Origin of the sequence: Arthrobacter sp. ZGTC131, assembly GCF_002929275.1 — a bacterium.
Taxonomy (GTDB): Bacteria; Actinomycetota; Actinomycetes; order Actinomycetales; family Micrococcaceae; genus Arthrobacter.
On sequence record NZ_PJIK01000003.1, the window covers coordinates 217732 to 233282 of the forward strand.

The following is a 15551-nucleotide window of genomic DNA, read 5'->3' on the forward strand; positions in this document are numbered from 1 at the left end:
CCAAAGCAAAGGATCCGGGCAATGTCGCTCCGAACTTCGATCTCCCCGCCCGCCGTGGCACAGAACCAGATACAGGATGCTCCCTCCAGGCACCACATGTGGCAGCGGATCTCCCCGTATATCTACATCGGCCCCGCGGTTATTTACCTGATCATCTTCATGATCATCCCGGTGGTGCAGGGCATTCAGCTCAGTTTCACCAAGACCCCGCTGGTACGGCCCGACGGCGGCACCGGCGTGGGGCTGGAGAACTACTCCCGCCTGCTCAGCAGCCCCCAGTTCTACAACTCGCTCGGGGCCACCATCCTGTACACGGCGGCGACCGTCATCTTCGCCGTTGCCATCGGCGCAGGATCAGCCCTGCTCCTCAACCAGGCCTTCAAGGGACGGACCATTGTCCGGGCCATCATCACGTTCCCGTGGGCCGTCCCCACGGTGGCGACCGCCCTGATCTTCAGCTGGATCTTCAACCGCTCCGACGGCGTCCTCAACGAAGTCGTCGGAGTGCTCGGAGTCGGCCAGCAGGGCTGGCTGGTTGATCCGAAATTCGGCATGGCCGCTGTGGTCCTGACCTCCGTCTGGAAGGTCATGCCCCTCGTCATGCTCGTGGTTCTTGCCTCACTGCAGTCGATCCCGAGCGAACTTTACGAGGCCACCCGCATGGACGGCGCCGGTGCACTGGAAACCTTCAAGGCCGTCACCTGGCCACATATCGCCCCGACAGTCCGGGTAGTCACCCTCCTCATGACGATCTGGTCCATCCGCCGTTTCGAGATCATCTATCTCCTGACCGGTGGCGGCCCCGTAGACACCACCAACACCCTCGTCGTCAACGTCTACCGGCAGGCCTTCAGCAACCAGGAACTGGGCCGCGCAGCAGCGATCGGCGCCCTCGGCCTGGTTCTGTCCCTGCTCGTCACGGTTGTCTACTTCATGATGGAACGGCGCAACGCCGCCAAGGAGGCCTAGAACAATGACCACGCAAGAAGCACCACCTATCGCCCGGACAGCCCCTCACAAGCGGCGTCTGAAGGCACCGGGCAACCGGAACTTCAGCAAGCCGGTCCGTTTCATCATGCTGGCCGCCCTGGTCCTGTTCTCCGGCTTCCCGCTCTACTGGATGCTGAACACGGCGCTGAGCCAGGACTCCGAACTGTACGGCCAGGCCCAGGGCTGGTGGCCGCACTGGGAGCGGCTTGCGGACTTCGGCGACGTCATCGGTAGCGTCCCGATCTTCAAATGGCTGACCAACTCCATGGTCATTGCCGGCGGAACCACCCTGCTGTCCCTCATCTTCGCGGTCTTGGCCGGCTACGCCCTGTCCCGATTCAAGTTCCACGGCAAAGGCGCTGCGGGGTTCCTGCTCTTCGCCACCCAGATGCTGCCCGAAGCACTGCTCGTGGTCCCCATCTACGCGCTTTTCGCCTCACTCGGCCTGCTCAACGGCATGGGCGGCCTGATCCTCGCCAACGTTGCGTTCACGATGCCCGTGAGCGTCTGGATCATCAAGGGAGCCATCGATGCGATTCCCTACGAAATCGAAGAGGCCGCCGCAGTGGACGGCTGCCCCCGCGTCACCATCCTGTCGCTGGTGCTCACCCCGCTGATCCTTCCCAGCATCGCGGCCGCCGCCGTCATCAACTTCTTCGACGGCTGGAACGAGTTCCTCCTGGCCAAGACGTTCATCGCCGAACGCGACCTGTGGCCGGCGTCGGTGGGACTGGCCTCGTTCGTCGGCCAGTACCTGACCTCACTGAACTCCGTCATGGCCGCAGCCCTGCTGTTCACCCTGCCGGCGTTGATCTTCTTCCTTCTTGTCCAGCGTCGCATCGTCTCGGGCCTCACGGCCGGCTCAGTCAAAGGTTGATCATGGCAAAGCTCTCACTACGCAACATCAGCAAGCGCTTCGGAGACACCCGGGTCATCCACGACTTCAGCGCCGACGTCGACAACGGCGAGTTCCTCGTCCTGCTCGGCGCGTCGGGGTCCGGAAAGTCGACCCTGCTGCGCATTATTGCCGGGCTCACGGATGCCAGCGCAGGCGACGTCATTTTCGACAACCTGCGCGTGAACCGTCAAAGCCCGCGCGAACGCGACGTCGCCTTCGTGTTCCAGTCCTACGCGCTCTATCCGCACCTGACGGTCCGCGAAAACATCGCGTTCCCGTTGGCTCTGGACAGGTTCAAGGCCTGGCACCACATCCCCGGCATCAGCACCTTTGCACGCCGGATCTTCGGGTCGTCCAAGGACGTCGTCAAGCAGGTCGCCGACGTCTCCTCAATGCTGGAATTGGACGAGTACGCGAACCGTAAGCCCGGAGGACTCTCCGGCGGCCAGCGCCAGCGTGTGGCCCTGGCACGCGCCCTGATCCGTAACCCTTCGATGTTCCTGCTGGACGAACCGCTGTCCAACCTCGATGCCAAGCTGCGCGCGGAACTCCGGGGCGAAATAGTCAGGCTCCACCGGCTGACCGGCAAGACGTTCATCTACGTCACCCATGACCAGGTCGAAGCGATGACCATGGCCACGCAAATCGTGATCCTCCACAACGGCATCGTGCAGCAGCACGCCACGCCCCAGGAGATCTACGAACGGCCGGCCAACACCTACGTGGCCCGCTTCATCGGCAGCCCGCCCATGAACCTCATGAACGCGACCGTCACCGAGGGGCTCCCCACGGTCGGCGGGCTGCGCCTCCCGGCGCCCGAAGGAGTCCGGATCGGGAATGGTGCGGTCACGCTGGGGCTGCGGCCCGAGCACCTTAGCCTCTCGGGCGACACCAGCGAGGACGGACTGCCGGCAACCGTGCGCAGAATCGAAGACCTCGGCGCGGACACCCTGATCGGCGTCCAGCCCGGCCAGGACCTCGGACTGAAACTCTGGGAACTCAACCAGGACGAACTGATCTGGATCCGCCAAGCGGGCCAGACCCGCCTGATGGTCGGGGATCCCTGCACGGTGAAACTCCAGGACAGGCTTGCAAGCTACTTCGACAGCGAGACCGGCCTGAACCTTGCTCCGGCCAAGGAAATCTCAGCGGCCGGCATGCTGTCCTCGCTCGGCTAGCCAACGCCCCCCCATCCGCCTGACTCCATCCCTGAGGACTGCCGCGGACCGACGGAGTTCGCTCCGCCGGTCCGCGCCCATTCCTCCTTCCGCTTGCCCTTCACAGACAAGGAAATGACACCAATGCCCATCATCGTCACGGCAGCGTTCACCCCCAAAGACGGCGCGTTCGACCAGGTCGTCGCCGCACTGTCCCCCGCCATCACCGAAGTACACCAGGAACCGGGATGCCTCCTGTACGCCATCCACGAAGCACCCACGGGCGAGATCTTCATGATCGAAAAATGGGAGACCGCGGAACTGCTGGACGCGCACGGCGAGGGAGATGCGGTCAAGCGCCTCAACGCCTCCCTCGACGGGTTGCTGAAAAAGCCGGTTGAAGTCATCCGGCTCGAACCCATCGCCGCGGGGACCCCGCACCAGGGAACGCTCTGATGCGAGGTCCGGTGGTGGTTATGGGCGTGTCCGGAGCCGGAAAATCGACTGTCGGCGAAGCGCTTGCCGCCCGCATCGGGGCGGTCTTCACGGACGCCGACTCCCTGCACCCTCCGGCGAACGTGGCGAAGATGGCGGCGGGCACCCCGTTGACCGACGAAGACCGGTGGCCGTGGCTCAAGCTCGTCGGCGCGGAGCTCTCCACCGGGCGGCCGGAGGGAACCGTCGTCGCCTGTTCGGCGCTCAAACGCGCCTACAGGGACGCTATCCGCGACATCGAACCGTCAACCACATTCGTCCTGCTGAGCGTCGACCCGTCCGTGCTGCATCATCGCCTGACCGCACGTCCGGGGCATTTCATGCCGGCTTCGCTCCTCACCTCACAACTCGAGACCCTCGAGCCGCTCGAAGCGGACGAAACCGGCGTGATGCTGACCTCAGAGGGAGGCGTTGAAGCCACCGCTGCCCGGATCGTTGAGCACTTGGCACGCAGGACCGACGCGACCGTGTAGGGGCCAGGTGTTGGGCTGGCTGTTCAATCAATCGGCACACGGCGCGCTTTGGCGGCGATGAACTGGCGGATCCATCCGATGGTCTCCGGATGATCGAGAGCGGTCGGCGCTGCCTTGGCCGCTGCCGCCGATCCCCCGCTGGTCATAGCGGATGACACGGAAATGATGTGCCAGGGCCTGGGCGGTAGGCCCCCACCCGGCCATGCCTGTTGCCTGGCCGGCGATCAGGAGCAAGGGCTCCCCCTCGCCGTCATCGACCCACACCAGCTCTGCGCCGTCAGGGGCCAGGGCAATCTTCACCTGCACACTGTACCCAGCAGGGTCCCCTCACCGCTGTGGCGCGGCGCACGCCGCCTACGTGGTTGTGTCGCCCAGGCGGGGTGTCTTCAGTGCGGAGGCCAGGGCGGCGATGCCGACGATCCCGAAGACCGTGTACACCGCGGGCTGTACGGGACCGAGGACGGCGACGCAGATTTGGGCGAAGCCCGTCCCGATGACGGCGCCGGCCACCGCCCGCCCCGCGAGGACGAGGGCGCCGCAGAGGCACCAGGGTGCGTCTCCCCTCGTCGTCCGGGCTGGGTGGGGCCCGGGCTGCGCCCGCTCACATCTGTGGCAGCGGGCGCAGGTCAGCTGGCGCAGCCCTCGGGGCTTCATCCGCGGCGCGGGCCGCCCCCCGGGACGCTGCTTAGTGCTTGACGGCGTCGAGCTTGAGCATCTTGGCGATGACGCCGTCCAGTTCGGAGTCGTCGAAGATCTTCTTCCAGTCGTCCTTGATGATGGTGTCCTTGCCGTACTGGATGGCGATTTCGCAGGCCTCGGAGAACGGGTTGGAACCGCGCAGGGCGTTGGTCAGGGCGATCTGCACGTGGCCGAACAGCATGGCCTTGGCGGCTTCCTCCGGAACGCCGCAGGTGTTGACCGTCTCGTGCAGGGCTTCGTTGAGCAGGGTGCCGATCATGCAGGCCACGGTCTCCACGAGGGTGGGCTCGAGGATGGCGAGCTGCTTGACGGTGACCCAGTGGACGTCGATCACGGGGGCGTAGATGGTGCGGATGACGGCCTCGGCCGAATCGCGGGTTGCTGCCTGGGTGTTCTCGTCGATCGCGGCGACCACGTTCTGCGGGGCGCCTTGGCCGCCGAAGGTGTCGGCCCATTCTTCCTTGGTGGTGCGTTCAAGGAACACGGACGGGTGGCAGGGGTGCGCCACGGCCTGGACCACGTCGTCACGCTTGGCCAGCAGGCCGGCGTAGGCGGCGGCCGGGTCCAGGGTGAGCAGGATGGCGCCGGACTTCATCTGCGGCACCACACCCTGGGAAACGACGCCCAGGACGGTGTCCGGGACGGCGAGGATCACGACGTCGGCGTCCTTGATGGCGTCCTCGGTGCTGCTGATCTCGCGTCCTTCGGCACGGACACGGTCCTGGCCGGCGGGTGAGTTCTCGCTGTAGAAAACGGTGTGCGCGCTCTTCTGGAGGTTGGCTGAAACACGCAGCCCCATTTTGCCTCCGGCTCCGATGACGGCGACGGTCAAGTTTACTGCTGACATTTCATTTGCTCCTTAGGAAATCGAGGCTCTGCTGGGTCCACTGGTTTTCGAGGCGGACGGTGTCCGCCTCGGAGTCCTGCCACGGCAGCCAGTGTTCGACGATCTGGTTGATGTTTCTTTCTTTGGGCTGAAACTTTCCGGCCATGTAGTCATAGTCGAGAAGGCCTTCGCCGAGCGGTGCGCCGGAGTATGTGAACCCGACCCACCCCTCCTTGCGGCTGAACGCAAAGTCTTTGATGTGCATGTTCAGGACATACGGCGCGACGGCGTCAATCACCTCGCGGGGCGGCTCCAGCGCCGCCACGGTGTTGGCGGGGTCGCTGCAGATCCCCAGGTAGGGACTGTCCACGCCGCGGATGACCTCCAGGATCCGGGACGTGGGGACCTGTTCATACGTTTCCACGGCGATCTTCACTCTGGCCGCCTCGAACTCCGGCAGCACTTCCTTGAAGATGGCCACGGCTTCCTCGGCAGTGGGCGTGTGCCCGGGAACGTTGAACATGGTCCGCAGCAGCGGCGCGCCCAGGATGCCTGCGATGTGCAGGAACTTCCGCAGGTGCTCCGGCCGGATGCCCTTGGTGCCCAGCTCGAGCGCGATGCCCAGGCGGTCCGCCGTGGCCCGCACGGATTCCAGTTCGGCGTCGGTCATGGCTTCCAGCGGCGCGTAGTCGCAGATCTGGAACAGCTCCACGCCCAGCGCCGCGGTCTTTTCCAGGGCCTGGTGGATGGAGAGCGGTTCGGTGACCTTGTCAGAGAGCTGCCAGAAGAACGCGTAGCTGCTGAGTCCGATAGTTGAACTCATGCCCTTCCTCCCACCGGGGAGAGCAGGCCCAGCCGTTCGGCCGTCTCGTCCAGGATGTCCCGCAGCGCCGCCGGGTTGTGCGCGAACCTGCCCAGGAACAGGCCGGCGACGGCGGAGTCCAGTTGGCTGATCAGGCCGGGGCCGGCGCTGCCGCCGTAGATGACCCGGCTGTCCGCCTGGCCCGGCAGGGCGCGCAGGTGCGCGTCCAGTCCGGCGATGACGGCGCTGATGTAATCCGGCGTGGCGGGTTCCGGGGCGCCGATGGCCCACTGCGGCTCGTAGGCCACGATGGTCCGGGCGGCGGGTCCCAGAGACTGTGCCCGGTTTAGCGCGGCATCGATCTCGGCGGTGCAGCGGGCGATGGCTTCTTCCACCGAGCCCTGCTGCAGCTCGCCGACGCACAGGACGGGGTTGAGGCCGTTGCGGTAGGCCGCGGCGGTCTTGAGACCGATGACCCTGTCGTCCTCGCCGAAGATCCGGCGGCGTTCGGCGTGGCCGATCTCCGCATACCTGCCGCCGAGTTCCGCCACGGTCTTGCCGCCAACCTCGCCGGTAAAGGCTCCTTCGTCCTCCCAGAAAATGTCCTGGGCGCCGGCCGCTGCCCCGGCAGCGCCGAGAATCCGCGACGCTTCGGGCAGGGCCGGAAGTATGGGCAGGACGAACAGTTCAATGTCGCCGCTCTGCACCGCAGGATGGGCCAGCGCGATGGTCGCCACCTCGCGGCAGTAGTCGAGGCTGCGTTCGTAGCCGAAGTACATCTTCAGGCTGACGCCGATGATGGCCTTCGCGCCGGTTGCGCCTGAGGCTGTGCCCGCGACTGTGCCAGCGGCGGTGCCGGTGGGGCGGTTAGCAGGAAGTGACACCTTCGTAGTCCTTAATCAGGGTGACTTTCTCGGCCGAGGCGGAGCTTTCGTCAAAGGTGTAGGTGAGCCATTCGCGGGCGAGCCGGCGGGCCAGTTCCAGGCCGACGACGCGCTGGCCGAAGGTGAGGACCTGGGCGTTGTTGCTCAGCACGGAGCGTTCCACGGAGAAGGAGTCGTGCGCGGTGACGGCGCGGACGCCGGGGACCTTGTTCGCGGCGATGGCGACGCCGAGCCCGGTGCCGCAGACCAGCAGTGCGCGGTCGGCCTTGCCGGCGGCGATCAGCTCGGCGGCGGCGATGGCCACGGACGGGTAGGGCGTGTGGCTGGTGGCGTCGACACCGACGTCGGTCACGGATTCGACCAGCTCGGAGGCCTCCAGGTCAGCCTTCAGGGCTTCCTTGTACTCGAAGCCGGCGTCGTCGGCTCCGATGACCAGGCGCAGTTTGGCGCTCATGCGTTCTCCTTGATGGTTGTTTCTGCAGCTTTCGCCTCGGCGAAGGTGTTATGGATTGCTCGGACGATCAGCGCCATGGACACCGCGCCGGCGTCGGGGGTGCCGAGGCTCTTCTCGGCGTGCGGCCGGGCGCGGCCCATGAGGGGCAGCAGCTGCGCAGTGTCCTCGGCGGCCTGCTGCGCCACGGTGGCGGCGGCGCCCCAGGCGTCGGTGAGGGACTGCCCGGCGTCCACGCCGGCGGCGAGGGCGTCGCGGAACGGGACCAGGACGTCCACCAGGGTCTTGTCCCCGGGCTTGGCCTTGCCGAAGTCCATGATCGCGGCCGCAGCGCCGGCCACTCCGGCGGCGACTGCGCCGCCGTCGGTCGCGTTGCTGTCCCCGACGGCGTCTCCGACGGCCCGCAGGGCCATGCCCCACAGCGCACCGGAGGTGCCGCCGGCCTTGTCGGCCCAGGCGTCCGCGGCGAAGTGCAGTGTGGTGCCGGCTCCGGCGCCGCGGGCCACAGCGTTGCGTGCGGCGTCGACGGCGGCGCGGACGCCGCGTTCCATGCCGATGCCGTGGTCACCGTCCCCGGCAACCGCATCGATCCGGCCCAGTTCGTCGGCGTTGGCGTCCACCACGTCCTTCGCGGCGCCGAGCGCGGCGAGGACCCGGACGGCGCCGGCGCGGGACTCCGCCGTGGCGTCGGGGATGGAAAGCTCGACGTCGGCCAGCTCACTGCCATCGCCGGCTTCCAGTGCCGCCGCGGTGACGGCGCCGCGGCGGAAGGCCGGGGCGTCAGCGGGAGCGTTCCAGAGGAACTCGAGTTCGTCGTCGAGCCAGAACAGGGTCAGGGAGGTGCCGGCCATGTCGAAGCTGGTCACGAGTTCACCCACCTGCGGGTCCACGGCTACCAGGCCGGCTTCGGCCAGGAGCTGGGCGACGCGGCGGTAGACGACGAAGAGCTCTTCGTACTTAACGCTGCCCAGGCCGTTCAGGATAGGCACCACGCGGGCGCCGTCCGCTTTCAGGCCCTCGGGGATTTCGGTGAGGAGCTTGGCGACCAGCAGCTCGGCGAGCTGATCCGCCGTCGGGATCTCTGTTTCGTCAATGCCCGGTTCACCGTGGATGCCCATTCCGACGGCCATCCGGCCCTCGGGGACGGAGAACAGCGGATGGACCGCGCCGGGAAGGGTGCAGCCGCTGAACGCCACGCCGAAGGAACGGGTGCGGTCGTTGGCACGCTCGGCGATTTCCACGGTCGCGTCCATCGAGTAGCCCGCTTCGGCGGCTGCGGCGGCCACCTTGAAGACGGTGAGGTCGCCGGCGATGCCGCGGCGTTTGGTGCGTTCGGCGAGCGGCGCGGAGGAGACGTCGTCGGTGACGGCGATGCTGCGGCAGTCGATGCCGTCCTTGCGGAGGCGGTCCTGGGCCTGGTTGAAGTGCAGGACGTCGCCGGCGTAGTTGCCGTAGCCGAGCAGCACGCCGCCGCCGTTGTTGGCGGCCTTCGCCACGTTGTAGATCTGCTGCGCCGAGGGGGAGGCGAAAAGGTTGCCCATCGCCGCGCCGTGCGCCAGGCCCTGGCCCACCAGGCCGGCGAACGCCGGGTAGTGGCCGGAGCCGCCGCCGATCACCAGCGCCACCGTATCCGGCGTGCTCTGCGTGTTGCGGACCACGCCGCCGGAAACGCGCTTCACCCAGCGGCCATGGGAGGCAACAAAGCCCTCGATCATCTCGTCAGCGAAGGCTGCTGGTTCATTGAACAGGCGGGTCATGGGAGCTCCTGGGCCTAACTAAGGGGAAGTCGGTTCGGGTGGGGTCTGGGTTGGAGCGGGGACGCCCTCGGGGGGAAGGGCGCCCCCGGGTCTGTTACGGCTCGGCGTGGTGCCCGGCCCCTGCGGGGTCCAGGGCCTCGGCCGGGATGCCTTCGCTGACCTTGCCGGAGCGGCTCAGCGTCACCATGAGGATGGCGGACAGGAGCATGAAGCCGCCGACGACGAACATCGGTACCGTGTAGCCGCCGGTGAGGTCCTTGAGCCAGCCGGTGACGTACCCGGCGCTGAAGCCGGCGAGGTTGCCGATGGTGTTGATCAGCGCGATGCCCGCTGCGGCGGCTGCACCCGTGAGGAACTGGGTGGGCACGGTCCAGAAGTTGGGCAGTGCGGCGAAGATCGACATGGCCGTGATGGTGATGACGGCGATGGTGGCGGCCGGCGAGCCGGCGAACAGCGCCAGGGGGATGCTCAGCCCGCCGATGAGGGCCGGGAGGGCGATGTGCCAGGTCTTGACGCCGCGTTTGGTGGCATCCTTCGACCAGAAGTACAGGGCGAATGCTGCAGGCAGGTACGGGATCGCGGTGATCAGGCCCTTCTGGAACACATCGAACTTGGTGCCGTAGATGCCTTCGAAGCCAGCGATGATGGTGGGCAGGAAGAAGCCGAGGGCGTAAAGGCCGTAGATGAAGCCGAAGTAGATGGCGGAGAGCATCCAGACGCGGCCGTTGCCGAAGACGGTGCGGACGCTGACGTGCTTGTTGCTGGCAGCGGTTTCCTTCTTTTCCGTCTCCAAAGCGCCGGTCAGCCAAGTCTTCTCTTCCTGCGTCAGCCACTTGGCCTTCGCGGGGGAATCAGCAAGGTAGAACCAGGCGATGATGCCGACGATGATGGCGGGGATGGCGACGCCAAAGAACATGACGCGCCAACCGGCGAGTCCGAAGAGTCCGTCCTGCTGGATCAGGAGGCCGGCCAGCGGGGCACCGATCACGGTGGTCAGCGGCTGGGCCAAGTAGAACAGGGCAAGGATCTTGCTGCGGTGCCGGGACGGAACCCAGAGGCTCAGGAACAGGATGGCGCCGGGGAAGAAGCCGGCCTCGGCCACGCCCAGGATGAAACGCAGGACGTAGAGCTGCTCCACATTGCCCACCCACGTGAACAGCAGGGAGACGATGCCCCAGCTGACCATGATGCGGGCCAGCCAGCGGCGGGCTCCAAACTTGTGCAACGCCAGGTTGCTGGGGACCTCGAGCAGAATGTAGCCGATGAAGAAGACGCCGGATGCGAAGCCGAACTGCGCTGCCGAAAGGGCAAGGTCGGTGTTCATGCCGTTGGGGCCTGCGAAGGAAATGGCCGTCCGGTCCAGGTAGTTGATGAAGAACATCAAAGCGACGAACGGCACCAGCCGGACCGCCACTTTCCTGATTGCGGATTTTTCGACCACCGATTGTGTGGTGTCCACATTGACTCCTAGATGTTGATGTCCCGGCCGCATCCTGCACTGGAGGCGCGGGGCTGGTCTCACTGCGTCCGCCGGCAGAGGACCGGCAGCGGCTAAAGCGTGTGATATCAACCATAGGGCGGGACAGGTAAATTGGTCAACCGGTTGACGTATTTTTTCTTTTCACGCCCTGCCAGCCGGAAAGTCGCCAGACGGTTGCTACGCTTTGGAGGTGTCCGAAAATTCCGCAGCCGCGACGGCTAAGATCAGTGCCGCCCTCGGTTCGATGGAGCAGGGGTCCGTTGTTTCCGAAGTGGCGGAGCGCCTACTGGCGTTCTTCACCAGCGGCGACATCCCTGTAGGGACCAGACTGCCGGCCGAACGCCAGCTCGCGGCCTCCCTGGGGGTCGGGCGGTCCGCGGTGCGCGAGGCCCTGGCTGCCCTGGAGATCCTGGGCATCGTCATTGTCCGCCCCGGCTCCGGAACCTATCTTCGGGACGGCATTTCCGAGCTGCTGCCCCGCACACTGAGCTGGGGCCTGATGCTGGGCGCACCCCGGACGCGCGAACTCGTGGAACTCAGGAGCGGCCTGGAAGTGCAGGCCGCCCAGCTGGCCGCGGAGCGCATTGGTGACGACGCCCTCGGCCGCATGCGGGCCAACCTCCAGACCATGGAGGACAACCTCGAGGACCTGGCTGCCTTCGTGGAGGCGGACGCCGCGTTCCACCGTGAAATTGCGGTCAGTTCGGGCAATCAGGTGCTCCGGGAATTGCTCCAAAGCATCCGCTCACTGCTGCGCATCTGGGTGGACCGCGCACTGACAGATGAAGGTCACGCCGCGGCAGCCCTGAAGGAACACCGCGAGATCTTCAAAGCCCTGGAAGCTCACGACCCCGCCGCCGTCACGGAAACGATGCGCTCGCACATGGCGACGGCGTCCCGGCGGCTCCTCGCAGGCTTCGACGCCGCACAATAGACGCCATGCGGGAACCCTACGTACATGAGGCCACCGTTGCGATGGGACCCGAGGGTGACGTGCAGGGTCCCGGGGCGGCGATCACGCTGGAACTGTGCGGCAGCTGGGAGCACCGGCCACCGTGCCCGCTGGCCGCCCACCACACCCAAGCCCTACGGGACGGCGAAACGGTCCTCCTCCGGGTGGTCTTCGCCACGGAGCCGGAGCACGAAAACGACGTGCGCCGGAGGATCGATCGGGCGCTCCGCACGGGTTCCGTCACCGGCCCGGACGGCATCACCACCCAATGGGAGTTCCGCGCCGGCAAGGCTGGCACACTCAGCCCGGCCGAGGCCGATCACGGCCGCCGCATCGCGGGCACTTAAGCGTGCTTGGCTTCGTCGTGCCACCAGCCTGCCCAGGCAGTCGAGGTCAGCTGGCCGCTGGGAAATGCGGAGCCGGCGCCACCAAATTCATGCCGGTCATTGCGGTGGGAGTCAAGAAAGAGGGTAAGGCTGTTCCAGATCATCATGGCTGTGTCCTTCCATTCGCCGTCCTGACGACGGGTTCCGAGTAGGCATCAGCGTAGCCAAGCAGTGTTTCGTGTGGTCGACGCCACGTTTCGGATTTGTATCTGGAATCTATCGTTGCTTCGCGGGGCCCTGGTTCTGTATCCATTGCAGAAGGAGCTGCCCGGCGGGAGAATGACCGTACCCGCCGCTCCCCCCACCGTCAGCACGGACAAGCAGAACGGATAGGCGCATGACGAGATTACTGATCATCGGCCCTCCGGGATCGGGCAAAGGCACCCAGGCCCACCGCATCAGCGAACAGCTGGGCATCGAGGAGATCTCCACCGGTGACATGTTCCGCACGCACCTGGCCAACCGCACGCCGCTGGGTGTCGAGGCCCAAAAATACCTGGACGCCGGTGACCTCGTGCCGGACCATCTCACCACGGCCATGGTCCGCGAACGGCTGCAGCAGCCGGACACAAAGAACGGCTTCCTCCTGGACGGTTACCCCCGGACGGTCAGCCAGATGGAGGACCTGGACGGCGTACTCCAGGAGACGGGCGACAGCCTGGACACTGTCCTGGAAATCACCGCGGACGACGACGAGATCGTCCGCCGGCTCCTGTTGCGGTCCCAGGCCGAAGGACGCAGCGATGACACCGAAAGCGTCATCCGGCACCGCCTGCAGCTCTACCGCACGGAAACCGAGCCCGTCATCTCCCGCTACGCCCAGCGCGGCCTCCTGGTCCGGGTGGACGGAACGGCCGACGTCGACCACGTCACCGCGGGCGCGCTGAAGGGCATCGAAACAGCCAGGGCGAACCGGGCAGGGTAGCCGCCGGGACTACGCCAGGGCCTTACGCCTGTTTCCAGGCGTACCGGCGTTCGGGGCGTCCGACGCCGTACTTAAGCGTCACGTCCACCATTCCTTCGTCATTGAGGTACTCAAGGTAACGCCGCGCGCTCACCCGCGACGTGCCGACGACGACGGCCAGTTCGGCGGCCGAAAGATCGCCCGTGGAGGCGAGCAGCGCCCGCTCGACGAGTTGCAGCGTCTCGGCGCTGCAGCCTTTGGGCAGCGGCCGGTCGCTGCGCTCCAGCCCGAAGACCCGGTTGACGTCAGCCTGTTCCGCCACGTCCTTGGAGGAAGCCAGGCTTTGATAGGTGGTCCGGTAATGCTCCAGGCGCTCCTGGAGGTCCGTTTGGGAAAACGGCTTGATCAGGTAGTGAACGATTCCGCCGCGGAGGGCCCGGCGCACCGTCTCCACCTCCCTGGCCGCGCTGATCACCAAAACGTCGAGCTCGGGCGCCACCTCCCGCAGCTGATGCATCAGGTCCAGCCCGTTGATATCGGGGAGATGGATGTCCAGCAGCACCAGGTCGGGCTGCAGCCGCTGCGTTTCCAGCACCGCCTGCGCGCCGGTATGGGCGACGCCGACGACCCCGAACCCCGGCGTGCGCTGGATGAACCCGGCGTGGACCTTGGCCACCATGAAATCATCATCAACGATCAGGACGCTGATCATGGCTGCTTCCCCTCATTGATCCGTTTGTCGCGTAATTTCTCGGCGTGCACCGGGCCCGCACCGGACAGTTCTGCGGTGAACACCGCGCCGCCGTCGTTGTGCACGGTCAGCCGGCCGCCGCGGCGCTGGCAGACCACCCGGGCGAGCGCCAGGCCGTAGCCGCGGCCGCCGTCGGGCGAATTCTTCGTGCTGAACCCCTGACGAAAGATGTCTTCCATGACCTCCGCCGGGACACCCGGTCCGGAGTCCCGCACCACAACCCGCACGCCGCCGTCGTCGTCCTCCTCGATGAGCACCTCCACCTCGGCGTCGTCAGCGGAGTTGGTGACGGCGTCGAGCGCATTGTCCACGAGGTTGCCCACCACGGTGGTCAAGTCCCGGGACAGCGCCTCATCAATCCGGCCCAGCCGGGACTCGCCGGCCAGCTGGAGTGACACACCCCGCTCCGTGGCAAGGCTCGATTTGGCGATGAGCAGGGCGGCCAGCGCCGGGTCCTGGATCCTGCTGGTGACTTCGTCATTGAGGCGGGTGCGGTTCGACGTGGTGCCGTTGACGAACTGCACGACGGCGTCATACTCGCCGATCTGGATCAGCCCGGAAATCGTGTGCAGCTGGTTGGCGAACTCGTGCGCCTGGGCGCGGAGGGTGTCCGTGGCTGTCCGGGTGGTGCCCAGTTCCCGCTCCAGGGAAGCCAGTTCCGTCCGGTCACGCAGAGTGGTCACGGACCCGATGACGCGGCCGTGCGAGCGCATGGGCATCCGGTTCAAGACCACCAGGCTCTCGCCCACCAGCACCAGCCTGTCCGGACCGGGCTGGTCCTGCGTGAGGACCTCCTTCAGCGCGGGCTGCACGGCGAGGCTGCGGAGGTCCTTCCCCACGCAGTCGTCGGGAAGGCCGAGGAGGCGCCGGGCGCTGTCGTTGACCACGGTGATCCGCTGCTGGGGATCCAACGCCACCACGCCCTCCTTGAGCCCGTGAAGCATCGCCTCCCGGTTTTCGACGAGCCCGGTGATCTCGTCCGGCTCCATGCCCAGCGTCTGGCGTTTGACCCGCCGGGCGAGCAGCAGTGAACCGGCCACCCCCAGGACACTCGCCACGCCCAGGTATGTCAGCAGGTTCGGCACGGCATCGCCCAGGCGCTCCAGTGCGGACGGGAAGTTCCGGCCGACGGCGGCGATGCCCACCATTTTGCCGCCGTCGTCCAGGACGGGAACGTGGGCGGAGAGCGCTTCGGCACCCCCGGTATCCACCAGGCCGGTCCAGGCCCGCCCGGTCATGACGACGCTGTCGCCGAGTTCCATCCCGCGGCCTTCCTGCGAAGGATCCGAGGACGTCACCACCGTCCGGTCGGCGCGGGCCAGGGCGACGTGCGAGGAGCCTGAGATTGTCCGCACGGATTCGGCGACGGCGGGCAGCGCGGACCCGCTTCCGGGCTCGGCATTTGCCAGCAGGCTGCGGACGGCCGGGTGTGCCGCGAGCGTTTCGGCTGCCGACAGCGCGCGGCGGCCTTCGATCCGTTCGAACGCGGCCGCGGACTGTGCCAGCGAGATCGCCACCACGGCCACCAGCACGGCCAGCACGATCAGCAGCTGCAGCCGGAGATACTGCCCCGCAAGGGACATCCCTCGCCGTCGAGTCATGTGCTGCAGTCTTCCTGTGTGTCAGTGGGCGCCGCGGCGCGAAAG

The 15551-nt window shown here is 66.7% G+C and carries 19 protein-coding genes; 8 read left to right on the plus strand and 11 right to left on the minus strand.

What is annotated here, in order from left to right:
* Positions 1 to 21: 21 nt before the first annotated feature.
* The 5 genes from CXQ90_RS06045 to CXQ90_RS06065 all read left to right on the plus strand — a co-directional run bounded on the left by CXQ90_RS06045 (position 22) and on the right by CXQ90_RS06065 (position 4013).
* Positions 22 to 969, plus strand: a complete 948-nt coding sequence (locus tag CXQ90_RS06045; RefSeq protein ID WP_219816639.1) for a carbohydrate ABC transporter permease — start codon at positions 22 to 24, stop codon at positions 967 to 969.
* A gap of 4 nt (positions 970 to 973) precedes the next feature.
* Positions 974 to 1867: a carbohydrate ABC transporter permease gene (locus CXQ90_RS06050; RefSeq protein ID WP_104137719.1), complete on the plus strand. Its 894-nt coding sequence runs from the start codon at positions 974 to 976 to the stop codon at positions 1865 to 1867.
* Between the two features lie 2 nt (positions 1868 to 1869).
* A complete protein-coding gene (locus CXQ90_RS06055; protein ID WP_104137720.1) occupies positions 1870 to 3066 on the plus strand; it encodes an ABC transporter ATP-binding protein in 1197 nt (398 codons plus the stop codon).
* 123 nt (positions 3067 to 3189) lie between these two features.
* Positions 3190 to 3501 carry a putative quinol monooxygenase gene (locus CXQ90_RS06060; protein ID WP_104137722.1) on the plus strand — a complete coding sequence of 104 codons (312 nt, stop codon included), beginning with the start codon at positions 3190 to 3192 and terminating at the stop codon, positions 3499 to 3501.
* Entirely contained in the window at positions 3501 to 4013 is a 513-nt protein-coding gene (locus CXQ90_RS06065) for a gluconokinase (RefSeq protein ID WP_181038440.1), read from the plus strand. Before CXQ90_RS06060 ends, CXQ90_RS06065 begins: the two co-directional genes overlap by 1 nt.
* A gap of 27 nt (positions 4014 to 4040) precedes the next feature.
* Here CXQ90_RS06065 and CXQ90_RS22030 read toward each other — a convergent pair whose 3' ends face one another.
* The 8 genes from CXQ90_RS22030 to CXQ90_RS06095 form a co-directional block, all read right to left on the minus strand.
* Entirely contained in the window at positions 4041 to 4313 is a 273-nt protein-coding gene (locus CXQ90_RS22030) for an alpha/beta fold hydrolase (protein ID WP_146068848.1), read from the minus strand.
* A gap of 54 nt (positions 4314 to 4367) precedes the next feature.
* Entirely contained in the window at positions 4368 to 4523 is a 156-nt protein-coding gene (locus CXQ90_RS22280) for a hypothetical protein (RefSeq protein ID WP_181038441.1), read from the minus strand.
* Between the two features lie 175 nt (positions 4524 to 4698).
* Entirely contained in the window at positions 4699 to 5559 is an 861-nt protein-coding gene (locus CXQ90_RS06070; protein WP_104137725.1) for a phosphogluconate dehydrogenase C-terminal domain-containing protein, read from the minus strand.
* 1 nt (position 5560) lies between these two features.
* Positions 5561 to 6361: a sugar phosphate isomerase/epimerase gene (locus tag CXQ90_RS06075; protein WP_104137726.1), complete on the minus strand. Its 801-nt coding sequence runs from the start codon at positions 6359 to 6361 to the stop codon at positions 5561 to 5563.
* Positions 6358 to 7224, minus strand: coding sequence for a triose-phosphate isomerase family protein (locus CXQ90_RS06080; RefSeq protein ID WP_181038442.1), 867 nt, complete (start codon positions 7222 to 7224; stop codon positions 6358 to 6360). The genes CXQ90_RS06075 and CXQ90_RS06080 overlap by 4 nt, the downstream gene beginning before the upstream one ends.
* Entirely contained in the window at positions 7208 to 7678 is a 471-nt protein-coding gene (locus CXQ90_RS06085) for a ribose-5-phosphate isomerase (protein ID WP_104137728.1), read from the minus strand. The genes CXQ90_RS06080 and CXQ90_RS06085 overlap by 17 nt, the downstream gene beginning before the upstream one ends.
* Positions 7675 to 9432 carry a dihydroxyacetone kinase family protein gene (locus CXQ90_RS06090; RefSeq protein WP_104137729.1) on the minus strand — a complete coding sequence of 586 codons (1758 nt, stop codon included), beginning with the start codon at positions 9430 to 9432 and terminating at the stop codon, positions 7675 to 7677. The genes CXQ90_RS06085 and CXQ90_RS06090 overlap by 4 nt, the downstream gene beginning before the upstream one ends.
* A 94-nt stretch (positions 9433 to 9526) precedes the next feature.
* Positions 9527 to 10891, minus strand: coding sequence for an MFS transporter (locus CXQ90_RS06095; protein ID WP_219816640.1), 1365 nt, complete (start codon positions 10889 to 10891; stop codon positions 9527 to 9529).
* A gap of 211 nt (positions 10892 to 11102) precedes the next feature.
* Here CXQ90_RS06095 and CXQ90_RS06100 point away from each other — a divergent pair, with 211 nt between their 5' ends.
* Positions 11103 to 11846: a FadR/GntR family transcriptional regulator gene (locus CXQ90_RS06100; protein WP_104137968.1), complete on the plus strand. Its 744-nt coding sequence runs from the start codon at positions 11103 to 11105 to the stop codon at positions 11844 to 11846.
* Positions 11847 to 11851: 5 nt separating this feature from the next.
* Positions 11852 to 12211: a hypothetical protein gene (locus tag CXQ90_RS06105; RefSeq protein ID WP_104137732.1), complete on the plus strand. Its 360-nt coding sequence runs from the start codon at positions 11852 to 11854 to the stop codon at positions 12209 to 12211.
* On the opposite strand, the gene CXQ90_RS22285 is transcribed toward CXQ90_RS06105, so the two are convergent.
* Complete coding sequence (locus CXQ90_RS22285; protein ID WP_181038443.1) at positions 12208 to 12357, minus strand: hypothetical protein; 150 nt, start codon at positions 12355 to 12357, stop codon at positions 12208 to 12210. The genes CXQ90_RS06105 and CXQ90_RS22285 overlap by 4 nt on opposite strands.
* A 230-nt stretch (positions 12358 to 12587) precedes the next feature.
* Here CXQ90_RS22285 and CXQ90_RS06110 point away from each other — a divergent pair, with 230 nt between their 5' ends.
* A complete protein-coding gene (locus CXQ90_RS06110) occupies positions 12588 to 13175 on the plus strand; it encodes an adenylate kinase (protein ID WP_104137733.1) in 588 nt (195 codons plus the stop codon).
* A gap of 22 nt (positions 13176 to 13197) precedes the next feature.
* Here the strand turns inward: CXQ90_RS06110 and CXQ90_RS06115 are convergent, their stop codons facing one another.
* Together CXQ90_RS06115 and CXQ90_RS06120 are read right to left on the minus strand one after the other, a co-directional pair.
* Entirely contained in the window at positions 13198 to 13866 is a 669-nt protein-coding gene (locus tag CXQ90_RS06115) for a response regulator (protein ID WP_104137735.1), read from the minus strand.
* The gene (locus CXQ90_RS06120) at positions 13863 to 15488 is read right to left on the minus strand and encodes a sensor histidine kinase (protein ID WP_104137736.1); all 1626 of its coding nucleotides are present in this window, start codon (positions 15486 to 15488) and stop codon (positions 13863 to 13865) included. The genes CXQ90_RS06115 and CXQ90_RS06120 overlap by 4 nt, the downstream gene beginning before the upstream one ends.
* Positions 15489 to 15551: the final 63 nt, after the last annotated feature.

Bases quoted from the DNA above. Each gene is read 5' to 3' on its own strand.
- CXQ90_RS06070 (WP_104137725.1), bottom strand. From the start codon at position 5,559: ATGTCAGCAGTAAACTTGACCGTCGCCGTCATCGGAGCCGGAGGCAAA.
- CXQ90_RS06045 (WP_219816639.1), top strand. From the start codon at position 22: ATGTCGCTCCGAACTTCGATCTCCCCGCCCGCCGTGGCACAGAACCAG.
- CXQ90_RS06110 (WP_104137733.1), top strand. From the start codon at position 12,588: ATGACGAGATTACTGATCATCGGCCCTCCGGGATCGGGCAAAGGCACC.
- CXQ90_RS06075 (WP_104137726.1), bottom strand. From the start codon at position 6,361: ATGAGTTCAACTATCGGACTCAGCAGCTACGCGTTCTTCTGGCAGCTC.
- CXQ90_RS06060 (WP_104137722.1), top strand. From the start codon at position 3,190: ATGCCCATCATCGTCACGGCAGCGTTCACCCCCAAAGACGGCGCGTTC.
- CXQ90_RS06115 (WP_104137735.1), bottom strand. From the start codon at position 13,866: ATGATCAGCGTCCTGATCGTTGATGATGATTTCATGGTGGCCAAGGTC.
- CXQ90_RS06085 (WP_104137728.1), bottom strand. From the start codon at position 7,678: ATGAGCGCCAAACTGCGCCTGGTCATCGGAGCCGACGACGCCGGCTTC.
- CXQ90_RS06055 (WP_104137720.1), top strand. From the start codon at position 1,870: ATGGCAAAGCTCTCACTACGCAACATCAGCAAGCGCTTCGGAGACACC.
- CXQ90_RS06105 (WP_104137732.1), top strand. From the start codon at position 11,852: ATGCGGGAACCCTACGTACATGAGGCCACCGTTGCGATGGGACCCGAG.
- CXQ90_RS06120 (WP_104137736.1), bottom strand. From the start codon at position 15,488: ATGTCCCTTGCGGGGCAGTATCTCCGGCTGCAGCTGCTGATCGTGCTG.
- CXQ90_RS06050 (WP_104137719.1), top strand. From the start codon at position 974: ATGACCACGCAAGAAGCACCACCTATCGCCCGGACAGCCCCTCACAAG.
- CXQ90_RS22285 (WP_181038443.1), bottom strand. From the start codon at position 12,357: ATGATGATCTGGAACAGCCTTACCCTCTTTCTTGACTCCCACCGCAAT.
- CXQ90_RS06090 (WP_104137729.1), bottom strand. From the start codon at position 9,432: ATGACCCGCCTGTTCAATGAACCAGCAGCCTTCGCTGACGAGATGATC.
- CXQ90_RS06065 (WP_181038440.1), top strand. From the start codon at position 3,501: ATGCGAGGTCCGGTGGTGGTTATGGGCGTGTCCGGAGCCGGAAAATCG.